The sequence below is a fragment of the Bradyrhizobium neotropicale genome (genome assembly GCF_001641695.1).
Taxonomy (GTDB): Bacteria; Pseudomonadota; Alphaproteobacteria; order Rhizobiales; family Xanthobacteraceae; genus Bradyrhizobium; species Bradyrhizobium neotropicale.
Genome location: NZ_LSEF01000090.1, coordinates 128,293 through 152,442 on the forward strand (window position 1 = coordinate 128,293; position 24,150 = coordinate 152,442).

At 64.6% G+C, this 24,150-nt stretch carries 22 protein-coding genes; 11 read left to right on the forward strand and 11 right to left on the reverse strand.

Annotated features, from left to right (window positions below):
- Nucleotides 1-71: 71 nt before the first annotated feature.
- Nucleotides 72-1,694 (forward strand): inorganic phosphate transporter, encoded by a 1,623-nt coding sequence (locus AXW67_RS29690; RefSeq protein WP_063680745.1) that lies wholly within the window; start codon nt 72-74, stop codon nt 1,692-1,694.
- A 74-nt stretch (nt 1,695-1,768) separates the two neighbouring features.
- On the opposite strand, the gene AXW67_RS29695 is transcribed toward AXW67_RS29690, so the two are convergent.
- On the reverse strand, nt 1,769-2,941 hold the full coding sequence (locus AXW67_RS29695) for a M20 aminoacylase family protein (RefSeq protein WP_063680746.1): 1,173 nt from the start codon (nt 2,939-2,941) through the stop codon (nt 1,769-1,771).
- A gap of 184 nt (nt 2,942-3,125) precedes the next feature.
- On the opposite strand from AXW67_RS29695, the gene AXW67_RS29700 reads away from it, so the two are divergent.
- Together AXW67_RS29700 and AXW67_RS29705 are read left to right on the forward strand one after the other, a co-directional pair.
- Entirely contained in the window at nt 3,126-4,745 is a 1,620-nt protein-coding gene (locus tag AXW67_RS29700; protein ID WP_063680747.1) for a GMC family oxidoreductase, read from the forward strand.
- Between the two features lie 44 nt (nt 4,746-4,789).
- Entirely contained in the window at nt 4,790-5,683 is an 894-nt protein-coding gene (locus AXW67_RS29705) for an alpha/beta fold hydrolase (protein WP_201723737.1), read from the forward strand.
- 2 nt (nt 5,684-5,685) lie between these two features.
- On the opposite strand, the gene AXW67_RS29710 is transcribed toward AXW67_RS29705, so the two are convergent.
- Complete coding sequence (locus tag AXW67_RS29710; protein ID WP_063680749.1) at nt 5,686-6,162, reverse strand: L-2-amino-thiazoline-4-carboxylic acid hydrolase; 477 nt, start codon at nt 6,160-6,162, stop codon at nt 5,686-5,688.
- Nucleotides 6,163-6,294: 132 nt separating this feature from the next.
- Here AXW67_RS29710 and AXW67_RS44800 point away from each other — a divergent pair, with 132 nt between their 5' ends.
- The 5 genes from AXW67_RS44800 (at nt 6,295) to AXW67_RS29735 (ending at nt 9,707) form a co-directional block, all read left to right on the forward strand.
- Entirely contained in the window at nt 6,295-6,882 is a 588-nt protein-coding gene (locus AXW67_RS44800) for a LysR family transcriptional regulator (RefSeq protein ID WP_063680750.1), read from the forward strand.
- A gap of 109 nt (nt 6,883-6,991) precedes the next feature.
- Entirely contained in the window at nt 6,992-7,930 is a 939-nt protein-coding gene (locus tag AXW67_RS29720; protein WP_063680751.1) for a metallophosphoesterase family protein, read from the forward strand.
- 13 nt (nt 7,931-7,943) lie between these two features.
- Entirely contained in the window at nt 7,944-8,267 is a 324-nt protein-coding gene (locus tag AXW67_RS29725; protein WP_063680752.1) for a cupredoxin domain-containing protein, read from the forward strand.
- A 127-nt stretch (nt 8,268-8,394) separates the two neighbouring features.
- Entirely contained in the window at nt 8,395-8,943 is a 549-nt protein-coding gene (locus AXW67_RS29730) for a sigma-70 family RNA polymerase sigma factor (RefSeq protein WP_027550421.1), read from the forward strand.
- On the forward strand, nt 8,940-9,707 hold the full coding sequence (locus tag AXW67_RS29735) for an anti-sigma factor family protein (RefSeq protein ID WP_063680753.1): 768 nt from the start codon (nt 8,940-8,942) through the stop codon (nt 9,705-9,707). The genes AXW67_RS29730 and AXW67_RS29735 overlap by 4 nt, the downstream gene beginning before the upstream one ends.
- A gap of 24 nt (nt 9,708-9,731) precedes the next feature.
- Here AXW67_RS29735 and AXW67_RS29740 read toward each other — a convergent pair whose 3' ends face one another.
- Both AXW67_RS29740 and hpnO read right to left on the reverse strand, forming a co-directional pair.
- A complete protein-coding gene (locus AXW67_RS29740; protein ID WP_063680754.1) occupies nt 9,732-10,136 on the reverse strand; it encodes a GFA family protein in 405 nt (134 codons plus the stop codon).
- Nucleotides 10,137-10,251: 115 nt separating this feature from the next.
- On the reverse strand, nt 10,252-11,643 hold the full coding sequence (hpnO, locus tag AXW67_RS29745; protein ID WP_063680755.1) for an aminobacteriohopanetriol synthase HpnO: 1,392 nt from the start codon (nt 11,641-11,643) through the stop codon (nt 10,252-10,254).
- Between the two features lie 141 nt (nt 11,644-11,784).
- On the opposite strand from hpnO, the gene AXW67_RS29750 reads away from it, so the two are divergent.
- On the forward strand, nt 11,785-12,411 hold the full coding sequence (locus AXW67_RS29750; RefSeq protein ID WP_027550417.1) for a DUF2147 domain-containing protein: 627 nt from the start codon (nt 11,785-11,787) through the stop codon (nt 12,409-12,411).
- On the opposite strand, the gene hpnN is transcribed toward AXW67_RS29750, so the two are convergent.
- Nucleotides 12,379-14,967: a hopanoid transporter HpnN gene (hpnN, locus tag AXW67_RS29755; RefSeq protein WP_063680756.1), complete on the reverse strand. Its 2,589-nt coding sequence runs from the start codon at nt 14,965-14,967 to the stop codon at nt 12,379-12,381. The two genes, AXW67_RS29750 and hpnN, sit on opposite strands and share 33 nt — an antisense overlap.
- A 464-nt stretch (nt 14,968-15,431) precedes the next feature.
- Here hpnN and ispH point away from each other — a divergent pair, with 464 nt between their 5' ends.
- Together ispH and hpnH are read left to right on the forward strand one after the other, a co-directional pair.
- On the forward strand, nt 15,432-16,358 hold the full coding sequence (ispH, locus tag AXW67_RS29760) for a 4-hydroxy-3-methylbut-2-enyl diphosphate reductase (protein ID WP_063680757.1): 927 nt from the start codon (nt 15,432-15,434) through the stop codon (nt 16,356-16,358).
- Between the two features lie 35 nt (nt 16,359-16,393).
- Entirely contained in the window at nt 16,394-17,554 is a 1,161-nt protein-coding gene (gene hpnH / locus AXW67_RS29765; protein WP_027550414.1) for an adenosyl-hopene transferase HpnH, read from the forward strand.
- 93 nt (nt 17,555-17,647) lie between these two features.
- Here the strand turns inward: hpnH and AXW67_RS29770 are convergent, their stop codons facing one another.
- The 6 genes from AXW67_RS29770 to AXW67_RS29795 all read right to left on the reverse strand — a co-directional run bounded on the left by AXW67_RS29770 (nt 17,648) and on the right by AXW67_RS29795 (nt 23,797).
- Complete coding sequence (locus tag AXW67_RS29770; RefSeq protein WP_145927960.1) at nt 17,648-18,460, reverse strand: phosphorylase; 813 nt, start codon at nt 18,458-18,460, stop codon at nt 17,648-17,650.
- Nucleotides 18,394-20,346: a squalene--hopene cyclase gene (gene shc, locus AXW67_RS29775; RefSeq protein ID WP_063680759.1), complete on the reverse strand. Its 1,953-nt coding sequence runs from the start codon at nt 20,344-20,346 to the stop codon at nt 18,394-18,396. Before shc ends, AXW67_RS29770 begins: the two co-directional genes overlap by 67 nt.
- Nucleotides 20,347-20,399: 53 nt before the next feature.
- Nucleotides 20,400-21,656 carry a hydroxysqualene dehydroxylase HpnE gene (hpnE, locus tag AXW67_RS29780; RefSeq protein ID WP_027550411.1) on the reverse strand — a complete coding sequence of 419 codons (1,257 nt, stop codon included), beginning with the start codon at nt 21,654-21,656 and terminating at the stop codon, nt 20,400-20,402.
- Nucleotides 21,656-22,495 carry a presqualene diphosphate synthase HpnD gene (gene hpnD / locus AXW67_RS29785; RefSeq protein ID WP_063680760.1) on the reverse strand — a complete coding sequence of 280 codons (840 nt, stop codon included), beginning with the start codon at nt 22,493-22,495 and terminating at the stop codon, nt 21,656-21,658. Before hpnD ends, hpnE begins: the two co-directional genes overlap by 1 nt.
- Nucleotides 22,485-23,369: a squalene synthase HpnC gene (gene hpnC / locus AXW67_RS29790; protein ID WP_027550409.1), complete on the reverse strand. Its 885-nt coding sequence runs from the start codon at nt 23,367-23,369 to the stop codon at nt 22,485-22,487. The genes hpnD and hpnC overlap by 11 nt, the downstream gene beginning before the upstream one ends.
- A 191-nt stretch (nt 23,370-23,560) precedes the next feature.
- Nucleotides 23,561-23,797 (reverse strand): hypothetical protein, encoded by a 237-nt coding sequence (locus AXW67_RS29795; RefSeq protein WP_027550408.1) that lies wholly within the window; start codon nt 23,795-23,797, stop codon nt 23,561-23,563.
- Nucleotides 23,798-24,150 lie beyond the last annotated feature (353 nt).

The following is a 24,150-nucleotide window of genomic DNA, read 5'->3' on the forward strand; positions in this document are numbered from 1 at the left end:
TTCGTCAACCATTTCAACTGGCTGTCACATGCCGCGAGCAAAATCGGGGCCTTGGGACAGGAGAATTTCCAATGAGTGACGTTGCTTTGCCCGGCTCCATCGAGCCAGCCTTGCGTAGGGGGCCCGACCTCGACCGCGGATTTCATCCGCTCACTGGCGTGATCTACATGGGGGTCATCGGCGCTGCGCTGCTCTTCGTCGCCTACAGCATCTGGACCGACGTCGATGCCACCGGCACGCAGGTCAAGAGCATTGCGCCCTTCCTGATGCTCTTCGTCGCGCTTCTGATCGCGCTCGGCTTCGAGTTCGTGAACGGCTTCCACGACACCGCCAATGCGGTCGCAACCGTCATCTACACCCGCTCGCTCCCCGCCCACGTCGCCGTGGTGTGGTCCGGCATGTTCAACCTGTTCGGCGTGCTGCTGTCCTCGGGAGCGGTCGCTTTCGGCATCGTCTCGCTGCTGCCGGTCGAGCTGATCCTCCAGGTCGGCTCCAGTGCCGGTTTCGCCATGGTGTTCGCGCTGCTGATCGCCGCGATCATCTGGAACGTCGGCACCTGGTATTTCGGCCTGCCGGCCTCGAGCTCGCACACGCTGATCGGCTCGATCATGGGCGTGGGCATCATGAACGCGGTCCTGCATGGCCGCAGCGGCACCTCGGGCGTCGACTGGACCCAGGCAACCAACATCGGCAAGGCATTGCTGCTGTCGCCGCTGTTCGGCTTCGCGCTCGCCGCCGGCCTGCTCCTGATCCTGCGCACCGTGCTGCTGCGCGCCACGCCCGCCTTGTTCGGCGAGCCGAAGGGCGACCAGCCGCCGCCGTGGTGGATCCGCGGCATCCTGATCCTCACCTGCACGCTGGTGAGCTTCTTCCACGGCTCCAATGACGGCCAGAAGGGCATGGGCTTGATCATGCTGATCCTGATCGGCACCGTGCCGACCGCCTACGCGCTCAACCGCGCGCTGCCGGAGGCCCAGATCGAGCAGTTCATCAAGAACTCGGACGCCGCGAGCAGGATCATCGAGGGCAAGGCCGCCGGCTATAACGTGATCGGCAACCCGCGCCCTGCCGTCACCAACTATGTCGCACAGCACGAGGTCACCGGCGGAACGTTCCCGTCGCTCGCCGTGCTCGTGCGCGATATCGCCAAGCAGGTCACCACCTACGGCTCGCTTGCCAAGGTGCCGGCGGAAGTCGTCGGCAACACCCGCAACGACATGTACCTCGTCTCGGAAGCGCTCCGCTTTTTGATGAAGGACAAGGAAGCCGAGCTCAGCGCCGACGATGTCGCCGTGCTCACCTCCTACAAGGGCTCGCTCGACAGCGCCACGAAGTTCATCCCCGGCTGGGTGAAGATCGCGGTCGCCATCGCGCTCGGCCTCGGCACCATGGTCGGGTGGAAGCGCATCGTCGTCACCGTCGGCGAGAAGATCGGCAAGACGCACCTCACCTACGCGCAAGGTGCCTGCGCCGAGATCACGGCGGCCGCCACCATCGCCGCCGCCGACGTCTACGGCCTGCCGGTCTCGACCACACACGTGCTGTCGTCAGGTATCGCCGGCACCATGGCCGCCAACGGCTCGGGCCTGCAATGGGCCACGATCCGCAACATTGCCATGGCCTGGGTGCTGACCCTGCCGGCCGCGATGATCATCTCGGGCGTGCTCTACTACGTCTTCTCGCGCGTGTTCTGAGCAATCACAGAGCTCAAAGAAAAGGGCCCGTGCGATGCGCGGGCCCTTTTCCATTTCCGCTTCGGTATTGAGGCTCACGCCGCCGCGAGCGACTCCTCGACCAGCTTGATCCAGTACGACGTGCCGTAGACGATCGCCTCGTCGTTGAAATTGTAGGCGGGGTGATGCAGGCCGGCACTGTCGCCGTTGCCGCAGAAGATGAAGGCGCCGGGACGCGCTTCCAGCATATAGGCAAAATCCTCGCCGCCCATCAGCGGCGGCATCTCGAGCACGTTGGCTTCACCCGCGACCTGCTTTGCGATGCGCGTCGCCACCTCGGTCTGCGCCGCATGATTGTTCACCACGGGATAATTGCGCTTGTAGTGCAGATCGATCTTCGCACCCGTGATCTGCGCCACGCCCGCCACCACCTCGCGCACGCGTTTCTCGACGAGCTTGGGCACCTCCGGCGTGAGCGTGCGGATGGTGCCCCGCAGCTCCGCGGTCTGCGGAATGACGTTGCGGGCGTTACCGGCGTGGAACTCGCAGATCGAGATCACGGCAGATTCCAGCGGATCGACGCTGCGCGCGACGATCGACTGCAACGCCGTGATCAGCTGGGCGCCGACCAGAACGGAATCGACGCATTTGTGCGGGCGCGCGGCATGGCCGCCGAGGCCCTCGATCTTGATGTCGACCTCGTCGGTCGCCGCCATGATCGGGCCCGGCCGGATCGCGAACGAGCCGATCGGGATGCCCGGGCCATTGTGCATGCCGTAGACCTGCTCGATGCCGAACCGCTCCATCAGCCCGTCCTTGACCATGGCCGCGCCGCCGGCACCGCCCTCCTCGGCCGGCTGGAAGATCACCACCGCGTCGCCGGCGAAATTGCGGGTCTCGGCGAGGTAGCGCGCAGCGCCGAGCAGCATCGCAGTGTGGCCATCATGGCCACAGGCATGCATCTTGCCGGGGGTCTTGGAGGCGTAGGGCAGATTGGTCTGTTCCTCGACCGGCAGCGCGTCCATGTCGGCGCGCAGGCCGATCGCCTTGAGGCCTTCACCGGCCGGCTTCTTGCCCTTGATCACCCCCACCACGCCGGTCTGGCCGAGACCGGTCACGACCTCATCGCAGCCGAACTCGCGCAGCCGGTCCGCGACGAATGCGGCAGTGCGGTGGACGTCGTACAGCAGCTCGGGGTGCTGGTGGATGTCCCGCCGCCAGGCCTGGATGTCCGGCTGGAGGTCAGCGACACGGTTCACGATGGGCATGGAGGATCTCAAGCTCTCAAATTGGGAATTGGGAATACAGGAGTGTCTACCATGCAAGCGGCGGTCCGCCTAACTCCTTGGGACCGGGGGTTGCCCTGCCCTATCGTCATGGCCGGGCTTGTCCCGGTCCTCCTCATCCGACTATTAGGACGTCAAGCCAAGTGACCATCCGGGTGGAAGCAGAATGCCAAGACGGCTCGAAGGTGAGTTTGACTACATCGTCGTCGGGGCCGGCACGGCCGGCTGTATCATCGCCAACCGGCTCTCGGCCGATCCGAACAACCGCGTGCTGATCCTGGAAGCCGGCGGTGACGACAACTGGATCTGGTTCCACATTCCGGTCGGCTATCTCTTCGCGATCGGCAATCCGCGCTCGGACTGGATGTTCAAGACCGAAGCCGAGCCGGGCCTCAACGGCCGTTCGCTGGCCTATCCCCGCGGCAAGGTCATCGGCGGATCTTCGGCCATCAACGCCATGATCTCGATGCGCGGCCAGGCTGCCGACTACGACCATTGGCGCCAGCTCGGCATGACCGGCTGGGGCTATGATGACGTGCTGCCGCTGTTCAAGCGGCTGGAGGACCACTTTCTCGGCGCGAGCGAGCATCACGGAGCGGGCGGCGGCTGGCGCATCGAGGCGCCGCGGCTGTCATGGGCTGTTCTGGATGCCGTGGGCGACGCCGCCGAAGAGATGGGGATCAAGCGCATCCCGGATTTCAACACCGGCGACAACGAAGGCTCGAGCTATTTCCACGTCAACCAGAAGCGCGGCCGGCGCTGGTCGTCGGCGCGCGGCTTCCTCAAGCCGGCGCTGAACCGCCCCAATTTGCGGCTCGAGAAGCATGTACTCGTCGACCGCCTGATCATCGAACAGGGCCGCGCGGTCGGCGTGCGCTTCATCCAGAATGGCGAGGCCATCGAGGCGCGTGCGAAGCGGGACGTGGTCCTCTCGGCAGGCGCGATCGGCTCGGTCCAGGTGCTGCATCGCTCCGGCATCGGGCCCGCCGACTGGCTCTCGCCGCTCGGCATCGACATCGTGATGGACAAGCCCGGTGTCGGCCGCAACTTGCAGGACCACCTCCAGCAGCGCGCAATCTACAAGGTCGAGGGCGTGCGTACCCTGAACGAGACCTATTACAATTTGTTCCGCCGCGGGCTGATGGGGCTCGACTACGCCTTCCGCCGCCGCGGGCCGCTGACCATGGCGCCGTCGCAGCTCGGCATCTTCACGCGCTCCGATGCGACGCGCGCGCGCGCCAACATCCAGTTCCATGTGCAGCCGCTGTCGCTCGACAAGTTCGGCGACCCCCTGCACCGCTTCCCAGCAATCACGGTCAGCGCCTGCAATCTGCAGCCGACCTCGCGCGGCACCGTGCGGCTGCGCGCCGCGACACCGGACGAGAAGCCGATCATTGCGCCGAATTACCTGTCGACCGACGACGACCGCCAGGTTGCCGCCGACGCGATCCGCGCCACGCGCCGCCTGATGCGGCAGAAGGCGCTCGCCAGATATCACCCGAGCGAGTATCTGCCCGGGCCCTCTGTCGGCGATGACGACGCCTCGCTCGCGAAGGCCGCCGGCGACATCGGCACCACCATCTTCCATCCCGTCGGCACCGCGAAGATGGGTGCGGCGAGCGATCCGATGGCCGTGGTCGACGAGCGCCTGCGCTTCTACGGCCTCAGCGGCTTGCGCGTCGTCGACGCCTCGATCATGCCTACGATCACGTCAGGCAATACCAACACGCCGACCGCGATGATCGCCGAGAAAGGCGCCACGATGATTTTGCAAGACGCGAAGTGAATGCGTAATCCGAGCTACGACGCATCACCGCTCACCTCATGCCCATGATCAATCAGCATCGTCATTCGATCGGACCCGCCGGCGCGGAGATTGCGCTTGTGCGATGGAGCGAGGGAGAGCAGCGCAAGCCGCCCGCGCTTCTGCTCCACGGCACCGGTTTCGTCGCCGACGTCTGGGACGAGGTCGCACGCGAGCTGGCGTCAAGCTACACCGTCTATGCACTCGACCGCCGCGGCCATGGCGCGAGCCACAAGCCCGGCGCCTATCATTTCCTCGATTTCGCCGACGACGTCTGCCGCGTGATCGAGGCGCTCGATCTGCACGGCATCTACGGGATCGGCCACAGCGCCGGCGCGACGGATCTGCTGCTCGCGGCGAAACTTCGGCGTGGCCGCTTCATGCGCCTGTTCGTGATGGAGCCGACCGTGATGGATCCGCGCAAGGTGCGCGATGCATCGGCCGGATTGAGCGAATGGGCCACCGCCAGCGTGCAAGGCGTGTTGCGGCGCCAGGCCGAGTTCGACAGTCTTGAGGCCGTCTTCAAGCGCTACCGCGCCGCACCGGCCTTCGCGGATTGGACCGAGGCTTCGCTCTGGGCCTATGTGAGGCACGGCTTCGCGCCGCTGGAGAATGGCCGAGTGCGGCTGTGCTGCACGCCCGAGATCGAGCAGGCGATCCTCCGGCCGATCTTCGAGGCGATGGACCAGATCTACACCGGCGATGTCCGCGGCAACCCGTTCGCGGGGCTCGCTGAGATCGATTGCCCCGTGCGGGTGACGACCGCCGAGAAGTCGGGCGAGATCTACAAGGAGATGGCCTCACGCGCCGTGTCGCTCGTTCCGCGCGTCAGCACGCACGCCTTCGCCGGTATCGGCCACTGTGTTGCGCAGGAAGCGCCTGGCCTTGTGGCAGAGGCCGTGCGGGAATTTTCGGCCTAGCTCTACGGCCGCTTGCGAAACCTGAAATCGCAGCAGGCTCCGCCCTCCATGATCGTCTGGCTTCGGGACAGTTCGAGCTCGTTGTTGAAACCGGCCACCATGGCGTGGTCACGATTGCAGTGAACGCGAACGCCGAGATCAGCGAGACCCAGCTCCTGGTAGAACGCAGCGTATTGACAGCGCGTGACGTTGAAATCGAGATGATCGTCGGACTCTCCGACCACCTCGACATCCATGCCGCCGCCGCCCGCCCAGAGTTCTTGTGCCACGGTTCGCAGCGATGCGGTGGTCTTTCCGTAGGTCGCCGCCCATCTTGCGCCCTCCTCGGCCGCGAGCCTGCGTATCGTTTCGTCAACGACCTCGCGCATCGCGCTTTGACCGAACCGGTCGCGCAACACCTGGATGAATGGGATCAGCACGCGCCCTTCGATCTTCCGGCGCTGCAGGTGACTGATGGCAACTTCGTTCGTATCAACCATTGTTGGGCACCTCATGGGGTCGACCGATTGTTTCGCGCCGCCGCCAACGGAACAAACCAGATCTTCTGACGTGTTGACTTAGATTTTCTAAGCCATGAAGATTGGCACTCCCCAGAGCAAAGGGCGTTCTCGATGAGCTATCGGCTTCCTCCCCTGAACAGTCTGCGCGCGTTCGAAGCATCGGCGCGTCACCTGAGCTTCAAGCGGGCATCCGACGAGCTCTGCGTCACACCAGGAGCCGTCAGCCAGCAGGTCAAGAGCCTTGAAGCGAGCCTCGGCGTGCAGCTGTTTCGACGCCTCCCTCGCGGTCTGCTGCTCACCGCCAAGGGCGAAAGCTATCTGCCGCTGATCAGCAACGCCTTTCGAGCAATCTCCGACGCGACGGAGCACGTCGCGCCCACCCTCAAAGGAAGACTCCTGCGCGTGGGTATCTCACGCCCCCTGTCGGGGCGACGCCATCCCGCGATCGAGCGCTTGCGACGAGGCGGGGATTGGCCCCGTACCAAGCTCACCACCACAGATGACTTGAGCAAGCTGATCGACGGAAAGCTCGACGTCTTGCTGCGAACATCCCCGCAATCGCCGCCGGGCCTGCATGCCGACCGGATCGCATTGCCGGTCCCGTCCGGCGCCGCTCTGCCTGCCACGCTCGTGACGCTGCCGGGACTGGCCGGATGCCGTGAGGTCCGGGCACTCCTCAGGCTTCTTACGCGCGCCTGAAGCCCAGAGCCGTCCGCCGCTCACGAAATCGTCATCGCGTCCGGGAATAAGGCCACCCCTCCCCCAATCATCTCCCCGAAGCCCAATTCCGGGCGAGAGGAGACGTGCGATGAGCGGACACGATCACGGGGAAGACGGCGTCAGCCGCCGCAAGGTCCTTGAATGCATGACGTGGGCCGGTACCGGGGTGCTCTGGACCATCACCGGCGGCGTACCGCGCTCGCTCGGCATCATCGATTCCGCAGAGGCCGCGACGGCGCCCGGCATGACCTTCCTGCAGATCAGCGACAGCCATGTCGGCTTCGACAAGCCGGCCAATCCCAACGCACTCGGCACGCTGGAGGAAGCCGTCAACAAGATCAACGCAATGCAGGAAAAGCCCTCCTTCATGATTCACACCGGCGACATCACCCATCTGTCCAAGGCCGCCGAGTTCGACAATGCCGAGCGCATCATCTCGCAGACCAAGCTGGATGTGCACTACGTGCCCGGCGAGCATGACTTCCTCGACGAGGAGGTGAAGTTCTATCGCGACCGTTATGGTCGCGGCACCAAGGGCCAGGGCTGGTACTCCTTCGACGCCGGCGGCGTGCACTTCATCGGCCTCGTCAACGTCGTCGACCTTAAGGCCGGCGGGCTCGGCAATCTCGGCGCCGAGCAGCTCGCCTGGCTCGCTGACGATCTCCGCGGCAAATCGAAATCGACGCCCGTCGTTCTGTTCGCGCACATCCCGCTCTGGACCGTCTATCCGGAATGGGGCTGGGGTACCGAAGACGGCGGCCGCGCCCTGGAGCTCGTGAAAGGCTTCGGCTCCGTCACCGTGCTCAACGGCCACATCCACCAGGTGATGCAGAAGGTCGAGGGCAACGTCACCTTCCACACCGCGCGCTCGACCGCCTTCCCACAACCGGCGCCGGGGGCCGCCTCCTCGCCCGGACCGATGAAGGTCGAGGACGCAAGGCTCCGCTCCATGCTCGGCGTTGCCAGCATCAACTTCAAGCAAGGCGACCAGCGCCTCGCGATCATCGACACCCCGCTGCAGGGCTGAACGGAAGCCGACAATGAAGACGCTCAATCGCCGCGACTTCGGTGTCGCCGTGGCTGCGGCCATCCTGCTGCCTGCCACAAACGCCCGCGCCGACGACATGGAGGTGCATATCGACAACTTCGTCTTTCAGCCGGCCGAGCTCAAGATCAAGGTCGGGTCGACCGTGACCTGGACCAACCGGGACGATATCCCCCACACCGTGGTGTCGGCGGGCAAGTTCAGGTCCAAGACCCTGGACACCGACGACAAGTTCTCGTTCACCTTCACCAATGCGGGCGACTACAAATATTTTTGTTCGCTGCACCCGCACATGACGGGGATGATCAAGGTTGAGTAACATCTCGAACCAAGGCATCAACGTCTTGCCCGGCCGGTGGTCCCACGCCGGCCGGGCTCATACCTCTTCGATCGGGTCCAAGGACGAAACGAAGCAACACGCGAAGCAAGAGGCAAAGCGAGAGGCGATGCCCGGCACCGACGATTTGCAGAAGGCACAGCGCTTCCGCGAGGCGGCGCTGCCCTATCTCGACGACGTCTACACGCTCGCGCGCTATCTGCTGCGCGACGCCTCCGACGCCGAGGATGCGGTGCAGGAGTGCTATCTGCGCGCGCTGAAGCATTTTGACAGCTATCGCGGGCCGGCGATGAAGCCATGGCTGTTCGCGATCCTGCGCAACGTCTGCAACGCCGAATATGCAAGGCGCGCGCATTCGCATGCCGCGATCGAGGATACACCCGGCGCCGCCGAGCAGACGCCGATGTGGCAAGAGACCGAGGCGAGCCCGGAGACGGAAGTGCTGCGCAGCCGCGACGCCGGCGCGATCCGCAAGCTGATCGACGCGCTCGCCGAACCGTTCAAGGAAACCTTCGTGCTGCGGGAGATCAACAACCTGTCCTATCGTGAAATCGCCGAGGCCGTCGGCGCACCCGTCGGTACCGTGATGTCCCGCCTCGCGCGGGCCCGCGCCATGCTGCGCGCGGCCTGGATGGCGGAAGAGGAGCATTCGAGATGACCTGCGACGAAGCAAAGATCCTGCTTCACGCGCTGCTCGACAACGAGCTCGACGCCGGCCATGCGCGCGAGGTCGAGGCGCATATCGCGGGCTGCCCGGCCTGCGCCGCCGAACTTGCGGCACAGCGCGACATGAAGCGTGTGCTCTCCGACGCGAACCTGCGCTACACCGCCCCGGACCGCCTGCGCGCGCGCATCGAGGCGTCGTTGCCGCAGCCGCAGCGCCAGTCCCTGAGCCGCCGCTCCGTGCTGCGCGGCTTCGCGATGGGCTCGGCGGTCTCCGCGCTTGCCGCCAGTGGTGTCGTTGCCGTGGTGCTGCGCCAGGACGACCAGCAGCGCGTCCTCTCGGAGGTCGTCTCCGCGCATCTGCGCTCGCTCCAGGCCGGCCACCTCACCGACGTGATCTCGACCGACCAGCACACGGTCAAGCCGTGGTTCAACGGCAAGCTCGATGTCGCCCCGCCCGTGATCGATCTCACCGCACAGGGCTTCACGCTCGTCGGCGGCCGGCTCGACTATATCGATGCCCGCGCGATCGGCGCGGTGGTCTACCGGCGCCGCCAGCACGTCATCAACCTGTTCGTGTCGCAGACCTCGAACACCGAGTATCGCGCGCCGAAGACCGAGACCATGCAGGGCTTCAACTGCCGCCGCTGGGGCAATCGCGGCCTGAACTTCTGGGCCGTCAGCGACATCGGCGCCGACGAGCTCGCCGAATTCGTCGACAAGTTCGAGACAGCAATGAAGGCGAATGTGGAGGGGTAGTTGTGCGGCGCCTGCGCAACGCCGTCATTCGAGCGGAGGAAATCGTTCGAAGATCGGCAGTTCGTGGGCCCGCTCCATCCAGCGAATCCGCTCGGCGACCTGGATGTGCATCATGGCAGGAACGGCATCGGGGTCATCATAGGTGCCGCTCTGGACGTCGATGATGCCGGGCATCAGGTTTTCGTTGATGTAGAAGAGTCCCGTGCCGCAATCGGCGCAGAAGTGGCGCCGTCCGTGCTCGGACGATTGATAGATCTTCGGTTGGCCGCACACCACTCTGACCGCTTCGAGCGGATACATCGCCCAACCGACCATCGGTGCGCCGGAATGGCGACGGCAATCCGCGCAATGGCAGAGCGCGTGCACCATCATGTCGCCGTTCACCTCATAGCGGATCGCGCCGCAATGACAGCCGCCAGTAACAGGCATCGCCCACTCCTCTCCCGGTCACGTCAATGCAGGGAAAGTAAGTGGCGCTTCGAAGGTTCCGCAGGCAGACTGCTTCAGCAGGTCGCACGTCGCGGCACCAGGCCGCGGCGCTCGCCTACGCCGACCGCCGCACCGCGTTGTCCACCAGGGTCTTGCCGAGCGACCAGATCGCGCCGGGGACCTTGTGGCTGCCAGCGATGACGTCGTCGAAGGCGCGCTCGATCCAGTTGCAGTCTTCTTCGGTGATGGTGAGCGGCGGCAGCAGCTTGATGGTGTGGCTGCCGTGACCTGCGACCTGGGTCAGGATCTTGTGATCCTTGAACAGCGGCACGGTGATGAGCTGGCAGAACAGGCCCTTGTTGGCGGCCTCCAGCACGTTCCAGGAGGCGCGCAGACGCAGCGATTTAGGCGGACCGAACTCGACGCCGATCATCAGGCCCTTGCCGCGCACCTCTTTCATCAGCTCGTAGCCGGGCACCATGCGCGTCAGCGCGAGGCGAAGCTCGGCGCCGCGCTTGGCGGCGGCCTCGATCAGCTTCTCCGATTCCATCACGTCCAGCGTGGCGATGCCCGCGGCCATGGCGAGATCGTTCTTGGAGAAGGTCGAGCCGTGCACGACCGCACGGTCCATCTGGTTGAAGATCTTGTCGAAGATGTTCTTGCGCGTCAGCACGGCGCCGACCGGCACGTGGCCGCCGGAGAGCGACTTCGACAACAGCACCATGTCGGGCTCGACGTTCCAGTGCTCGACCGCGAGGAAGCGGCCGGTGCGGCCCATGCCGGTCTGGATCTCGTCGGCGACCAACAGCGTGCCGTATTTCTTGCAGAGCGCGGCGGCACCCGGAAGGAACTCGTCCGAGGGCATGTTGACGCCCTTGCCCTGGATCGGCTCGACGATGAAGGCCGCGACTTCGCGAGACGACAGCGCCTTTTCCAGTGCGGCGAGATCATTGAACGGAACCGAGGTGCAGCCCGGCAGCAGCGGCTCGAAGCCGCTGCGGAAGTTCGGATCGCCGGTCAGCGACAGCGCACCATAGGTCAGGCCGTGATAGCCGTGGGCGCAATAGACGATGCCCGGGCGGCCGGTGGCGCCGCGCGCGAACTTGATCGCCGCCTCGACGCATTCCGCACCGGAATTGGCGAAAAACGCCTTGTCGAGATAGGGAACGTATTTCAAAAGCCGCTCGGCGAGGACGCCGGCGAGCGTTGAGACGTCGAATTGGACGAGATTGGGCAGGTCGGCATCGAGCACGCTCTTGAGCGCCTCCCGCATCACCGGGTGATTGCGGCCGATTGCGAACACGCCGAATCCGGACAGAAGGTCGAGATAGCGAGCGCCGTCCCGATCGTAGAGATACTGTCCCTGCCCCTTCTGGAAGCCGACATCGTAGCCAATGGTCTTGAGAACCCGAACGAACTGCTCGTTCAGGTACCTATTATGCAGGGTGCTACGCTGGGCCTGACGGTCCGCGAAAAGCTGGGACATGTCTGGATTTGGAGTGTGCATCCGCTACATACTTCGATTGAGGGCCGCTTCGTCAACAGAAAACGGGTCGCAACTGAATACGATCTGTGCGGCCTTTTGCCCTTTTTCGGACCATCTTCGCAAGCACAGCTTTAGACCATGTTGCACTGCCGAGGGAATATCATGCGTTTGGCCATTTACACCGGAATATTACTGGCTGGTGGTTACACCTACCTGACTCCTGCGCTCGCCGCCGATCCGACCGGCGACTGGCGGGTCGCCGACGGCGTCGCCAACATCCGTGTCGCGCAATGCAATGGCAGCATGTGGGGCGCGGTGTCCTGGGAAAAGCAGCCCGGTGGCCACGACGAGAATAACCCGGATGTCTCAAAAAAGAACAGGCCCACGTTGGGCATGCCGACCCTGATCGACATGAAGAAGAAGTCCGGCGCCGACCAGTGGGAAGGTCAGGTCTATAACGCCAAGGACGGTCAGCTCTACAGCGCGACCATCACTCCGGTCGGCTCCGATCAGCTTGAGATCAAGGGCTGCGTGCTGGGCTTCCTGTGCGGCGGAGAGACCTGGACGCGAGTCGGCCCGCCGATTCCCGCCAGCCCCGCCAACGCTATGGCCAAGGGCGCGCCGAAAACCACCGGCGCGGCGCCCAAAGCCGCGGGAACGGCGGGTGCCGCAGCGCCTGCGCCCGGCGCAGCAAAGAGCGCCGGCGCGGCCAAGCCCGGTCAGAAGGGTGCCGCCGACCCCGTCGGCGACATCTGCCTACTCCCTGAGATTGCGGGGTTTACCCATTAGGGCCGGCTGAAACAGCAGCACTGCGGCCAGCGTCGTCACCAGCGAGAGCGCCAGCAGCTTGCCCATGCTGGACGTGCCGGGATGGCTCGACAGCCACAGGCTGCCGAACGCGGTCGCAGTCGTCAGCGCGCTGAAGAAGATCGCGCGAGTCAGGCTGGTCTGCAGCAGATTCGTTCTGCCGGAGCGCCAGGCCACGACATAGTAGATCTTGAAGGCCACACCGACGCCGAGCAGCAACGGGAACGCGACGATATTGGCGAAGTTGAGCGGCAGGCCGATCAACACGCAGATCTCGAGCGTCACGGCGCCGGCAACCAGCAGCGGCACCAGCGTCATCAACACGTCGACGAACCGGCGCAGCGTGATCCACAGCAACAGGCTGATCACCAGCAGCGCGTAGATGCCGGCGTGGATGAACGCCCTCACCACAGTATCGCCGGATTTCAGGATCGAGACCGGTCCGCCGATCGCGGTCGGCTCGGCCGCGAGCACGGCCGCCGCGAAGCGGCGCAGCGTGTCGTTGTCGTTGGGATCGCCCTTGGGCAGCGCCTCGACGCGGATGATGCCGTCCTTGCTCTTCCAGGCATTGACGAGATCGGGAGGCAACGACTTCAGGGTCACGGGTTCGGCCTGCATCGCGTTCCTGAGCTGGTCGAACACGATCTTCATCGGCGTGACGAAGACGTCCTGCGCCTTGTTGCGGGTGGCTTCATCCGCATTGGCGAGCTTCTGGAGCGCGTCCGCGAGCCGTCGTGAGGCGGCTGCGCCCGGGCCCTTGGCGTCGCCGGCGGTCCTGCGCAGATTGTCGACCGAGGATTTCAACGACTCGACGTTCTCCTGGTCCGACGGCGCCGCGTCGATCTGATCCGGGTTGAGCGCGGGGTTCAGCACCTTGGCGCCCTGTGCGATCAGCTTCAGCTTCGGCTGCTGGTCCTGCGGCACGAAGCTGTCGAGCGACATCACCCGCAGCACCTCCGGCACCTTCTCCAGCCTGGCCTCGACCTGCCTCGCCTGCTCCTCGGACGTGGTCATCACGTTGATGGCATTGGCTCCGGTGTTCGGATCCTTGCGCAGGTCGAGGAAGGTCGCGATCGATTCGGCGTTCGGATTGCGCAAGTTCATCGGATTGAAGTCGAACCGCATGAAATAGAGCAGCGGCAGGCCGCCAAGCGCGAGCAGCATCGTGCCGCCCACGATCACCACGCGGTGCTTCTCCAGGAAATGATCGAGCGGCGCCAGGAAGGCATAGCCGACCGGCTCCATCTCGCCGGGCGGGTTCAGAAGCTTCAAGAGCGCCGGCAGGATCGTGATGCTGGAAACAAACGCCACCAGCATGCCGACACCGGCGATCTGGCCGAGCTCGGAGATGCCCTTGTAGTCGGTCGGCATGAAGCAGAGGAAGCCGGCGGCGGTCGCCATCGCCGCAAGCGACAGCGGCACCGCCGAACGCTTCGCGGCCAGCACCAGCGCGTTCGAGAGATCGTTGACCTTGTAGCGCTCCGAGCGGTAGCGGACGCTGTACTGGATGCCGAAATCGACGCCCAGGCCGACGAACAGCACCGCGAACGCAATCGATAGCAGGTTGAGCGAGCCGACCATCATCAGGCCGGCGGCGGTCGTGACCGCAAGGCCGACGAAGAGATTGACGAACACTGCGAAGATGATCTTCGCGGAATGCAACGCGAGCCACAGGATCAGCAACACCACGACCACGGTGCCGATGCCGTTCACGACGGCACCTTCCTGGACAGTGGCGTATTCCTCGTTGGCGATCGGGACCGGGCCGGTCAGCCGCACCCGCGCCTGATACTTGGTCGGAAAATCGAGGTCTGCCGCCGCCTTCCGGATGGCGTCGGTGGCGTCCTTGCCGGGCTCGAGCGCGTTGTAGTCGAGGATCGGCTTGAACTCGATGAAGGCACGCTTATCCGAATCCGACAGCGGCTCGTCGCTGACGAGCTCACGCCAGGAGAAGCTGGCGTTGCCCTTGTTGAGCACGGTCTCGACGGTCTGCGCGATCAGGTTGAACGGCCGCTCGGTGCTGTCGAGCTTCACCTGCCCCCGCTTCACGCCGGCAAGCCCGGTCTCGAGCGCGCCGGTCAGGCCGCGGATCGACGGGTCGCCCGCCATGATCTCGATCAGGGGAGCCGCGGACTCGAACTGGCCGGTGGCCTTGGCAACCTCTTCGGTCGGCAGGAACAGGAGGCCGTTTCTCTCGAAGAACTCACCGGTGCCGAGCTGCTGCATCGACTGGAAGTTGGTCTTGTCGTCCTTCAGCTTGGCATAGAGCGCGTCCGCCGCAGCGGTCACCATCTCCGGCGTCTTCGCCTCGACGACCGCGAGAATCGTCGCGTCGCGATCGAAGGCGCGGTCGAACTGCTGATCACGCTGCCGCCAATCGAGCTTTTGCGAGATCAGCGAATTGATGTCGGTGTTGATGGCGAAATGACGGACAGCGTAATAGCTCGCCGCGACCGCCAAGAGGAGCCCGAGGACGACAACGAGGGAGGCAAACCGGGTACAGGCCCTGACGACGGCAACGACTACGCTCTGCAGCACATCTTTTCTTTCTGGTGTAACAGCTTGCCGGAAACGCCCGCTGTTTATCGGAGTTCCCGGGCGAAACCTATTGCTGTTTTGAGTGGTTCTCGTCGCGAGAAGGTTCGAAGTAAACGACGGGAGACCATGGCAAAATCATGCGGGACGGCGGTTTAGCCAGCGAGTTGAGGCGGGAAAGTGACGAAGGGGGCGGGCACAAATGCCGCTACCCCTTGGCCCTTCCCTGAGTTTACTATAATACCGGCAAACTCATCCGAGGTGGAACTGCGGCGCATTCCGCCTTTCCTCGTGGCCGATTTTTTGACACAAAGTGCTGCGCCTCCATGCGCTTGCGGAACCCGGACGGGTGGGCAGTTACCGCGCGTGCGAAACCAGTGGTGCGGATATTGCAGCTCCTTGGTCAGGATCGGGGTGCCGCCGGGGACAATTGAGCGGATTGGTGCAATTTGCGTGATGGACGTCCGATGGAAGTTTTTCTAGCGCAACCACGCGGCTTTTGCGCAGGCGTGGTGCGTGCAATCGAGATCGTGGAACGGGCCCTGCAGAAATACGGCCCGCCCGTCTACGTGCGCCATGAGATCGTGCACAATAAGTACGTCGTCGAAAGCCTGAAGAACAAGGGCGCGATCTTCGTCGAGGAACTGTCCGAGGTTCCACCCAAGGCGGTGACCGTCTTCAGCGCCCATGGCGTGGCCCGCAGCGTCGAGGAAGAGGCCGCCGCACGCGATCTTCCAGTGCTCAATGCCACCTGCCCCCTGGTCACGAAAGTTCACAATCAGGGGAAGCGCTACATCGCCAAGGGCCGCACCTTGATCCTGATTGGCCATGCCAGCCATCCCGAGGTCGAGGGCACCATGGGCCAGGTGCCAGGCCCGGTGCTGCTCGTACAAAGCGTTGAAGAGGTTAACGCCCTGACGCTGCCGGCGGATACGCCAGTGGCCTACATCACCCAGACGACGCTGTCGGTCGACGACACCAAGGACATCATCGCGGCCCTCCAGGCCCGATTTACAGATATTCAAGGCCCGGATATCCGGGATATCTGCTATGCGACACAGAACCGCCAATCTGCGGTAAGGGACTTGAGCAAGCTGGTCGACGTGATTTTGGTGGTGGGCGCTGCCAATAGCTCGAACTCGAACCGGCTCCGCGAAATCGGCACTGAGGCCGGCGTCGCGAGTTATCTGATCGCCGATGGCCGCGAGCTCAATCCGGAATGGTTGAAAGGTGCGAGGAGCGTGGGCATCACGGCCGGTGCTTCGGCGCCCGAGGTGCTCGTGGATGACGTGATCGAAGCGCTGCGGCGGATCGGACCGATGACGGTCTCCGTGCTGCCCGGCCGCGAGGAAAACATCGAATTTCGGCTTCCGGCCGAACTGGCTGCAAGCTGACCTACCCGAATTCCAAGCCCAGAAAGAAACCCGTAATGGCTATACCCTTCTTCAAGGAAATGCGTATCGGCGGCTATTTGCTCAAGCAGAAACTGCTTGGCCGCAAGCGCTATCCGCTCGTGTTGATGCTGGAGCCGCTGTTTCGCTGCAACCTCGCCTGCGTCGGCTGCGGCAAGATCGACTATCCCGACGCGATCCTGAACCGCCGCATGACGGCGCAGGAGTGCTGGGACGCGGCCGACGAGTGCGGCGCGCCGATGGTCGCCATTCCCGGCGGCGAACCGCTGATCCACAAGGAGATCGGCGAGATCGTGCGCGGCCTCGTCGCGCGCAAGAAGTTCGTCTCGCTCTGCACCAATGCGCTGCTGCTCGAGAAGAAGCTCGACCTGTTCGAGCCCTCCCCCTACCTGTTCTTCTCGGTGCATCTCGACGGCTTGCGCGACCACCACGACAAGGCGGTGTCGCAGAAGGGCGTGTTCGACCGCGCCGTGTCCGCGATCAAGGCGGCCAAGGCACGCGGCTTCACCGTCAACGTCAACGCCACGATTTTCGACGGTCATCCGGCCGAGGAGATCGCGAAATTCCTCGACCTCACCGTCGAGCTCGGCGTCGGCGTGTCGATGTCTCCGGGCTACGCCTATGAGCGCGCGCCGGACCAGGAGCACTTCCTCAACCGCACCAAGACCAAGAAGCTGTTCCGCGACGTCTTCGCGATGGGCAAGGGCAAGAAGTGGAACTTCATGCATTCCGGCCTGTTCCTCGACTTCCTCGCCGGCAACCAGGAATACGAGTGCACGCCGTGGGGCATGCCCGCGCGCAACATCTTCGGCTGGCAGAAGCCCTGCTACCTACTCGGCGAAGGCTATGCGAAGACCTTCAAGGAGCTGATGGAGACCACCGACTGGGATTCCTACGGCACCGGCAAGTACGAGAAGTGCGCCGACTGCATGGCGCATTGTGGCTACGAGCCGACCGCGGCGACCGCTGCGCTCAACAACCCGCTGAAGGCGATGTGGGTGTCGCTGCGCGGCATCAAGACCGCAGGTCCCATGGCGCCGGAAATCGACATGTCCAAGCAGCGTCCGGCCCAGTACATCTTCTCCGAGCAGGTCCAGAAGAAGCTCTCGGAGATCCGCCGCGACGAGGCGCTCGCCGCCGAGCAGAAGGCCGCCCAGAAGGCATCGACCGCCGCTTAAGCGGTCGTGCGCCAGAAACAAGAAAGGCCCGGTCGCGATCGCGACCGGGCCTTTTCGTTTGCTCAGATTTTTCGTTTGCTCAGATGAAACCGCTCAGACAGTCTCGGGAACCAGGCCTTCGCCCTCGAGCCCCTCGCTGCCGACCAGGAAGTCCCGGCAGCCGCGCAAGGAGCGCAGCGCGCGGTTGAAATCGAGGCCGGTCGAGACCAGCGCATGCAGGGTTCCCGGGTTGCGAACGATCCCACGCAGCACGGCAGCCACGTCGATCTGGCCGTTCGGCTTGATCGCGGCGCGGGCGATCGCCGGCAGCGCGCGATGGGCGGGATCGCTGATGACCCGGACCGCGGCAAAGGGAAGCCCGGCCTCGGCAGCGTAGGCGGCAGCGATGTGGCTCTCCATGTCCACCGCCGCAGCCCCGGTCTCCAGGTGCAGCGCTTCCTTGCAGGACTTGCCCGTGACCACTTCCTCGGCGCCGGCGAGGCTGCCGCGCACCACGCGGCGGCGTCCGGAGGTCAGGCGGTCGATCAGGTCGTCGCTGAGTGACAGCCCCGCACCCCAGCGGGCATCGCCAGAAAGCACCTCGGTCGCCACCACCACGTCGCCGGAGCGCAGCGACGGGTCTAGCCCGCCGGCCACGCCGAAGGAGATCACGCCGCGAATCGATTCGGGATCGACCACCGTCAGAAGCGCCCGCAATTGAGTCGGGCTGCTGGACGAGCAGATGACAGCCATTCCAGGCCCGGCCGCGATGCGGGCCTCCTGGACCAGTCCAGTCACAATCAGTATCGGCCGCGGGTCTATGGCATTACCCACGGTAATCTCGTCCCCCGTCCCCAAAGTCACATCCCGACCCCTACCACCCTGCTGTTGGTGTTCCGCAAGTTCCGATACCGCGCCAGCGCCCACAGCGGAAAGAACTTCGGGTAACCATGATACCGTAGATAGAACACGCGGGGGAAGCCTGTGGCGGTATACCGCTGCTCGTCCCACAGTCCTTTTTCGTTCTGTGTTGCAATCAGGTACTCCACCCCGCGGGCAACGGCCGGATGATCGACCTCACCGGCCGCCATCAGGGCAAGCAAGGCCCATGCCGTCTGCGAGGCGGTCGACGGAGCGGGTTCCCAGCCCTTGTAATCGAGCCGGTAGCTGACCGCGTCTTCACCCCAGCCGCCGTCATCGTTCTGGATCGACGCCAGCCAGTCGGCCGCTTTGCGAATCATCGGGTCGTTGTGGCTGACGCCGGCCATGTTCAGGGCGCACAGCACCGACCAGGTTCCATAAATGAAATTCATGCCCCAGCGGCCGTACCAGGACCCCTCGGGGTGCTGGGTGCGGCGGAGATAGGCAACGCCGCCGGCCACGTGCTTGCTGGTCTTCTCGGTCTCCCCGAGCTGGGCGAGCATCGAGATGCAGCGGGCGGTGACGTCCTCGGTCGGCGGGTCGAGCAGCGCACCGTGGTCGGAGAACGGGATGTTGTTCAGATAGTACTCGAGGTTGTCCACGTCGAAGGCAGCCCAGCCGCCATCGTCGCTCTGCATCCCCTCGATCCACTCCCGGCCACGGTCGATCGCGGCATCATAACCGGCCGTGCCGTGCTCGCGGCGCATGCGGTCCATCGACATCACCACGACGGCGGTATCGTCGAGATCGGGATAATGGGCGTTGTTGTACTGGAAGGCCCAGCCGCCCGGTCGCGTCTCGGGCCGCTTCACGGCCCAGTCGCCCTTCACGTCCAGGACCTGCTTGGGGATCAGCCAGTCGAGGCCCTGCTTGGCCGCAGGCACGGCTTGCGGGCCACCGGCTTCGAGCAGCGCGTGAGCAGCCAGCGTGGTGTCCCACACCGGCGAGACGCAGGGCTGGCAATAGGCCTCGTCGTCCTTGAAGACCAGCAACTTCTCGAGGCCGCGGCGCGTGATGGCGCGCGGCGGGAAGTTCTCGTCCTTGCCGAGCGCGTCGTACATCATCACGATGTTGGCCATGGGCGGATAGATCGCGCCCATGCCGTCCTCGCCGTTGAGCCGCTCCTCGGTAAAGGCGAGCGCCGCATCGATCGCGCGCTTGCGCAGGCTCTTCGGAAACATCGGCTCGACCACGCGCAGGATGTGATCGAGGGCGCGGAACAGCACGAACCAGGCCATGCTCTGGTGCGGCGCCTTTGCGGTCATGCCGATCGAGCGCGGGTCCTGGAGGAACAGCTCGTCGATGCCGACGCCCTTCGGATTCCTTGCACGCGGCTTCAGCGCGGCGAGCACCATCAGCGGCACCATGGTCGTGCGCGCCCAGTAGGAGATCTTGTTGAGGTGGAACGGCGACCAGAACGGCAGCAGCACGATCTCGACCGGCAGCACCGGCACCGCGCGCCACGTCACGACGCCGAACATCGCGAGCGTGAAGCGGGTGAAGACGTTGCTGTTGATGGCGCCGCCGCGCGAGAGGATCGCCTCGCGCGCACGCACCATGTGCGGCGCGTCGATGGGGTCGCCGATCATCTTGAGCGCGAAATAGGCCTTCACGCTGGCGCTCATGTCGAACTCGCCGTCATGCACCAGCGGCCAGCCGCCATGGGCTCCCTGCACGCGGCGCAGATAATTGCCGATCTTGGCTTCGAGCACGGTGTCGACCGGCTCGGCGAGGTGATGCCGCAGCAGGATGTACTCGGCCGGAATCGTGCAGTCGGCCTCGAGCTCGAACACCCAGTGGCCGTCGGATTGCTGGAAGCCGAGGACGCCTTGCGTTGCAGACGCAATGCTCGATTCCAGGACTTCGCGGTTGGTCGCGTTCACGGAATCCATCTCGCTCGATTTCTCCGATAGTTGCTGGGATAATTTTGACGGGGCGAATGCCGTCAGGACCGCTGTGCGGCCAGGACCAGATCGGCGGCGCGATCACCGGACCGGACCGATCCCTCGATGGTTGCAGGCAATCCCGTAGCAGTCCAATCGCCCGCAAGAAACAGGTTTTTCAGTGCGGTGACCGGCCCCGGACGCAGGGCGTTCTGCGCCGGCGTTGCCGCAAATGTGGCGCGGCGCTCACGCACGATCTGCCAGGGCGGCAATTCGCCGGACACGCCGCCCGCCTTGCAGACGTCGTTCCAGATCGCCTGCGCCAGTTCCTCGCGCGGCATGTCGACCAACCGGTCGCCATTGCTGATGGTGACCGAGAGTCGATTGGGAAAGGCGAACAGCCACTCCACGACACCGCCGATCACGCCCAGGATGGGTGCTGCGCCCGGCGGCGGCTCGAAACGGAAATGCGCATTCACGATGGCGCGGAATTCGGTCGGGGTCTTGAGGCCCGGCAGCAGGCTTGCGGCAGCGCGCGGCGGCACCGCCATCACGATGGCATCGCCGTCGGCGACCTTGATCACGTCCTCGCCGCCGAAATTCAGCGCAATGACCTTGCCGTCCTTGGTCTCGAACGAGCGCAGCTCATGGCCGAGCTGAACGGAGTGGCCACGCTCGGTCAGGAATTTCACGGCGGGCTCGATCAGCACCGCGCTCAGACCATCACGCGCGATCAGCGGACGACAAGCCTGCCCGCCGGCGAGCAGCGTCTCGCGGACGATCGCACCGGCAAGGCCGGCCGAACCTTCGGGCGGATCCACGTTGAGCGCTGCGAGCAGCAGCGGCTGCACCAGGCGCTGATAGAGGATGCCCTCGCAAGGAATGGACTTGCCAACCAGCGTCTCCTCCGACGCCCAGATCAGCGGCGCCAGCTTCAGATAGTCCGTGAGCCCGGTGTCGGGGACGCGCCGGCTCTCGTCGAACACCCAGGTCGGCAGCCTGCCGTCGCCGAGATCGAGCTGCCAGCGCTGGCCGGTCGCGAGATCGACGAAGGGAAACTGCGCGCGCTCCGGCCCTACCAGTCCCGCCTCCGAGCCGATCGAGCGCGCATAGGCCTGTGCATGGCCATTGCCCGACAGCATCAGATGGTTGCCGTTGTCGATCGTGAGGTTGGTGGCGCCGTCGAAATAGGAACGGCAGCGGCCGCCGGCCTGGTGCGTCGCCTCGTGCACGGCGACCTTGAAGCCGGCATTGGCGAGCCGCACGGCGGCGGAGAGGCCGGAAATTCCAGCGCCGATGATGTGAGCTGTGTTTTGCATCAGATGAAAGCGTAGCGGAGCAGGATCAAGATGCGTGCGACCTTCGACACACGCACCGGCTGGCGCGGCGCGTTGAAGCCGCGCGCGATCAGGAGGTCCAGAATGGAATGATAATATTTCGACATGATCCGCGGCGCGCGCACCGCGCGGCGCCTGTTGCGGTTCATGATCTCGTCCGACTTCTCGAAATGCACTTTCGCCCGCTGCGCCAGCGGCAGGCAGACCTTCGGCAGCGCGCGCTCGGCGATCACGCGGTTCGGATCGTTGGAGGTGATGCCGGCATGCAGCAGGCCTTCGCGCGGCAGATAGAGCCGTCCGAGCCCTGCGTCCTCGTCGATGTCGCGCAGGATGTTGGTGAGCTGGAGCGCACGGCCGAGATGATAGGCGAGCTGGATGCCGTCCTCTTCCGGCAGGCCGAACACCCGCACCGACAGCCGGCCGACGGCGCTCGCGACGCGATCGCAATAGAGATCGAGCGTCGCCATGTCGGGCGCACGGATGTCCTGCGGCACGTCCATTTCCATGCCGTCGACGATGGCGAGGAAATCCTCGCGCTTCAGCCCGAACGTCTTCACCGACGCGACGTAGTCCTTCAGCCGCGCCGGCGGATGGCCCTGATAGAGCGCATCGATGTCGTTGCGCCACTCTTGGAGCGCGGCAAGCCGCTCCTCGCGCGGCCCGTCGGAATCGGCGATGTCGTCGACCTGACGGCAAAAGCTGTAGATCTGGAACATGGCCTCGCGCTGGTCATGCGGCAGGATGCGCATCGCGGCATAGAAGGAGCTGCCGGATGCGGTCGAGCCATAACTGGCGCCGGGCGAGGTCGCCTCAAGCGTCATGCGCAGTCCCCGGTCTGGAAATGGCCTTGCGCCCGATCGCGCGGCGGCCGGCTTCACCGATCATGCCGGCAAGGCTGAAGGTGAGCAGTTCGAACTTGTTCAGATGCACGCGCTCGCGCAAGGGATCGCGCACCTTGAGCAGACGCACGATACGGTCGGCGTAGGCCTGGATCACCGCGATGTCGACGCCGAGGCGGAAATCCCTGACCTCCGCGCTCAGCGACTTGCTCTCGTCGAGAAGCCCTTCGTTGCGCGCGGCGAGTGCCTGGAGACATTGCAGCATCGCCGGCGGCGATTGGGCGAGCCCGAGCTGCTCGACGGAGGCGCCGCTTGCGGCCAGAGCGTCGCGCGGCAGATAGACGCGATTGAGCTCGCGAAAATCCTTGCCGCAATCCTGCAGATGGTTGTTGATCTGGAGACCGGCGCAGAGCGCATCTGATGCGGCCCAGGTCGAGGTGCTCTCACCATGCACGTCGAGCATGAAGCGGCCGACCGGCATCGCCGAATAGCGGCAATAATGGATGACCTCGTCCCAGGTCTCGTAGCGCAGCTTGGTCACGTCCATGCGGAAGGCGATGAGCACGTCGAGGGCATGGCGCGGCGCCATGTCGCGCTCGGCGAGCGCACGCCGCAGGATGACGGCTTCGGCCTGGGTGTCGCCCTTGCCCAGCAGCTCGCCCTCGAGCAGGTCGAGATAAGCGAGCTTCTCGTCGGCAGGCAGCGTCGCGTGGTCGGCGATGTCGTCGGCGGTGCGGACAAAGTTGTAGAAGGCCAGGATCAGCGCGCGATGACGCGGATGAATGATCCAGGACGCGACGGGAAAATTCTCGTCGCGGTCACCCTTGCCGGATCGCAATTCGCTCGCAGAGGTCATCGAGGGCTGATTAACAATCGTTGGGACAGGAAGGTTTTTTCGCCCGCACGGGCTCACGGCGGCGATGCCGCCGCGGCCCCCATATAGGGGAATACGGCCGCAAAACCAATCCTGTCTCTCGATGGCTGCCCTTCCGGATCCGGCCCATAAAGGCGGCCCAGGATCCGCCTTTTGTGGGCCAGCGGCCGAGCTTACTGGTTGTGGTTCTTCAGAACCTGGTCGCAGGCCTGCGAGATCTTGGCCCGGTTCTCCTTCAGACAGGCCAGGATGGTGAAATCGCCCTGGTCGATGACCGGGCGGCAGAACTTCTGCACATCGCGCGTGCAGGCCTTCTGCTCGGCGTCCGTGCCACGCCCTTGTTGCTGGGCGAACGCCGCCGTCGAAAGGGATGCCGACAGCAGGGTGAGAGCGACGAGGAGCTTACGCATTGTATTCCTTCATTCTGACGGCAGAATCGCACCGATGCCGGACCGCACAGGCGGGCGACCGGAACGGATTGTTCTGATGGCAAGTTGCCGCGGAAGCGCGGCATCCGGGAAAGCACAAGCGCTGGCAAATGCGGCCAAATTGGCGCCACGCCCACCAAATCACGCCTTCCTGTTGCCTTCCTTGGCAGATGTAAGGGATTGATACTACGTCATAATTCGCGCACGCCGCGTTTTGGCGTCAACCTGTTGCAGACATGCATCTGTTCGTCCCGGGTTCCACGCCAGAAACATGCTGAAACACGTGGAATTATGAACGGACGGAGGCACGACCGCTTCGCGATCCCGACATCTCA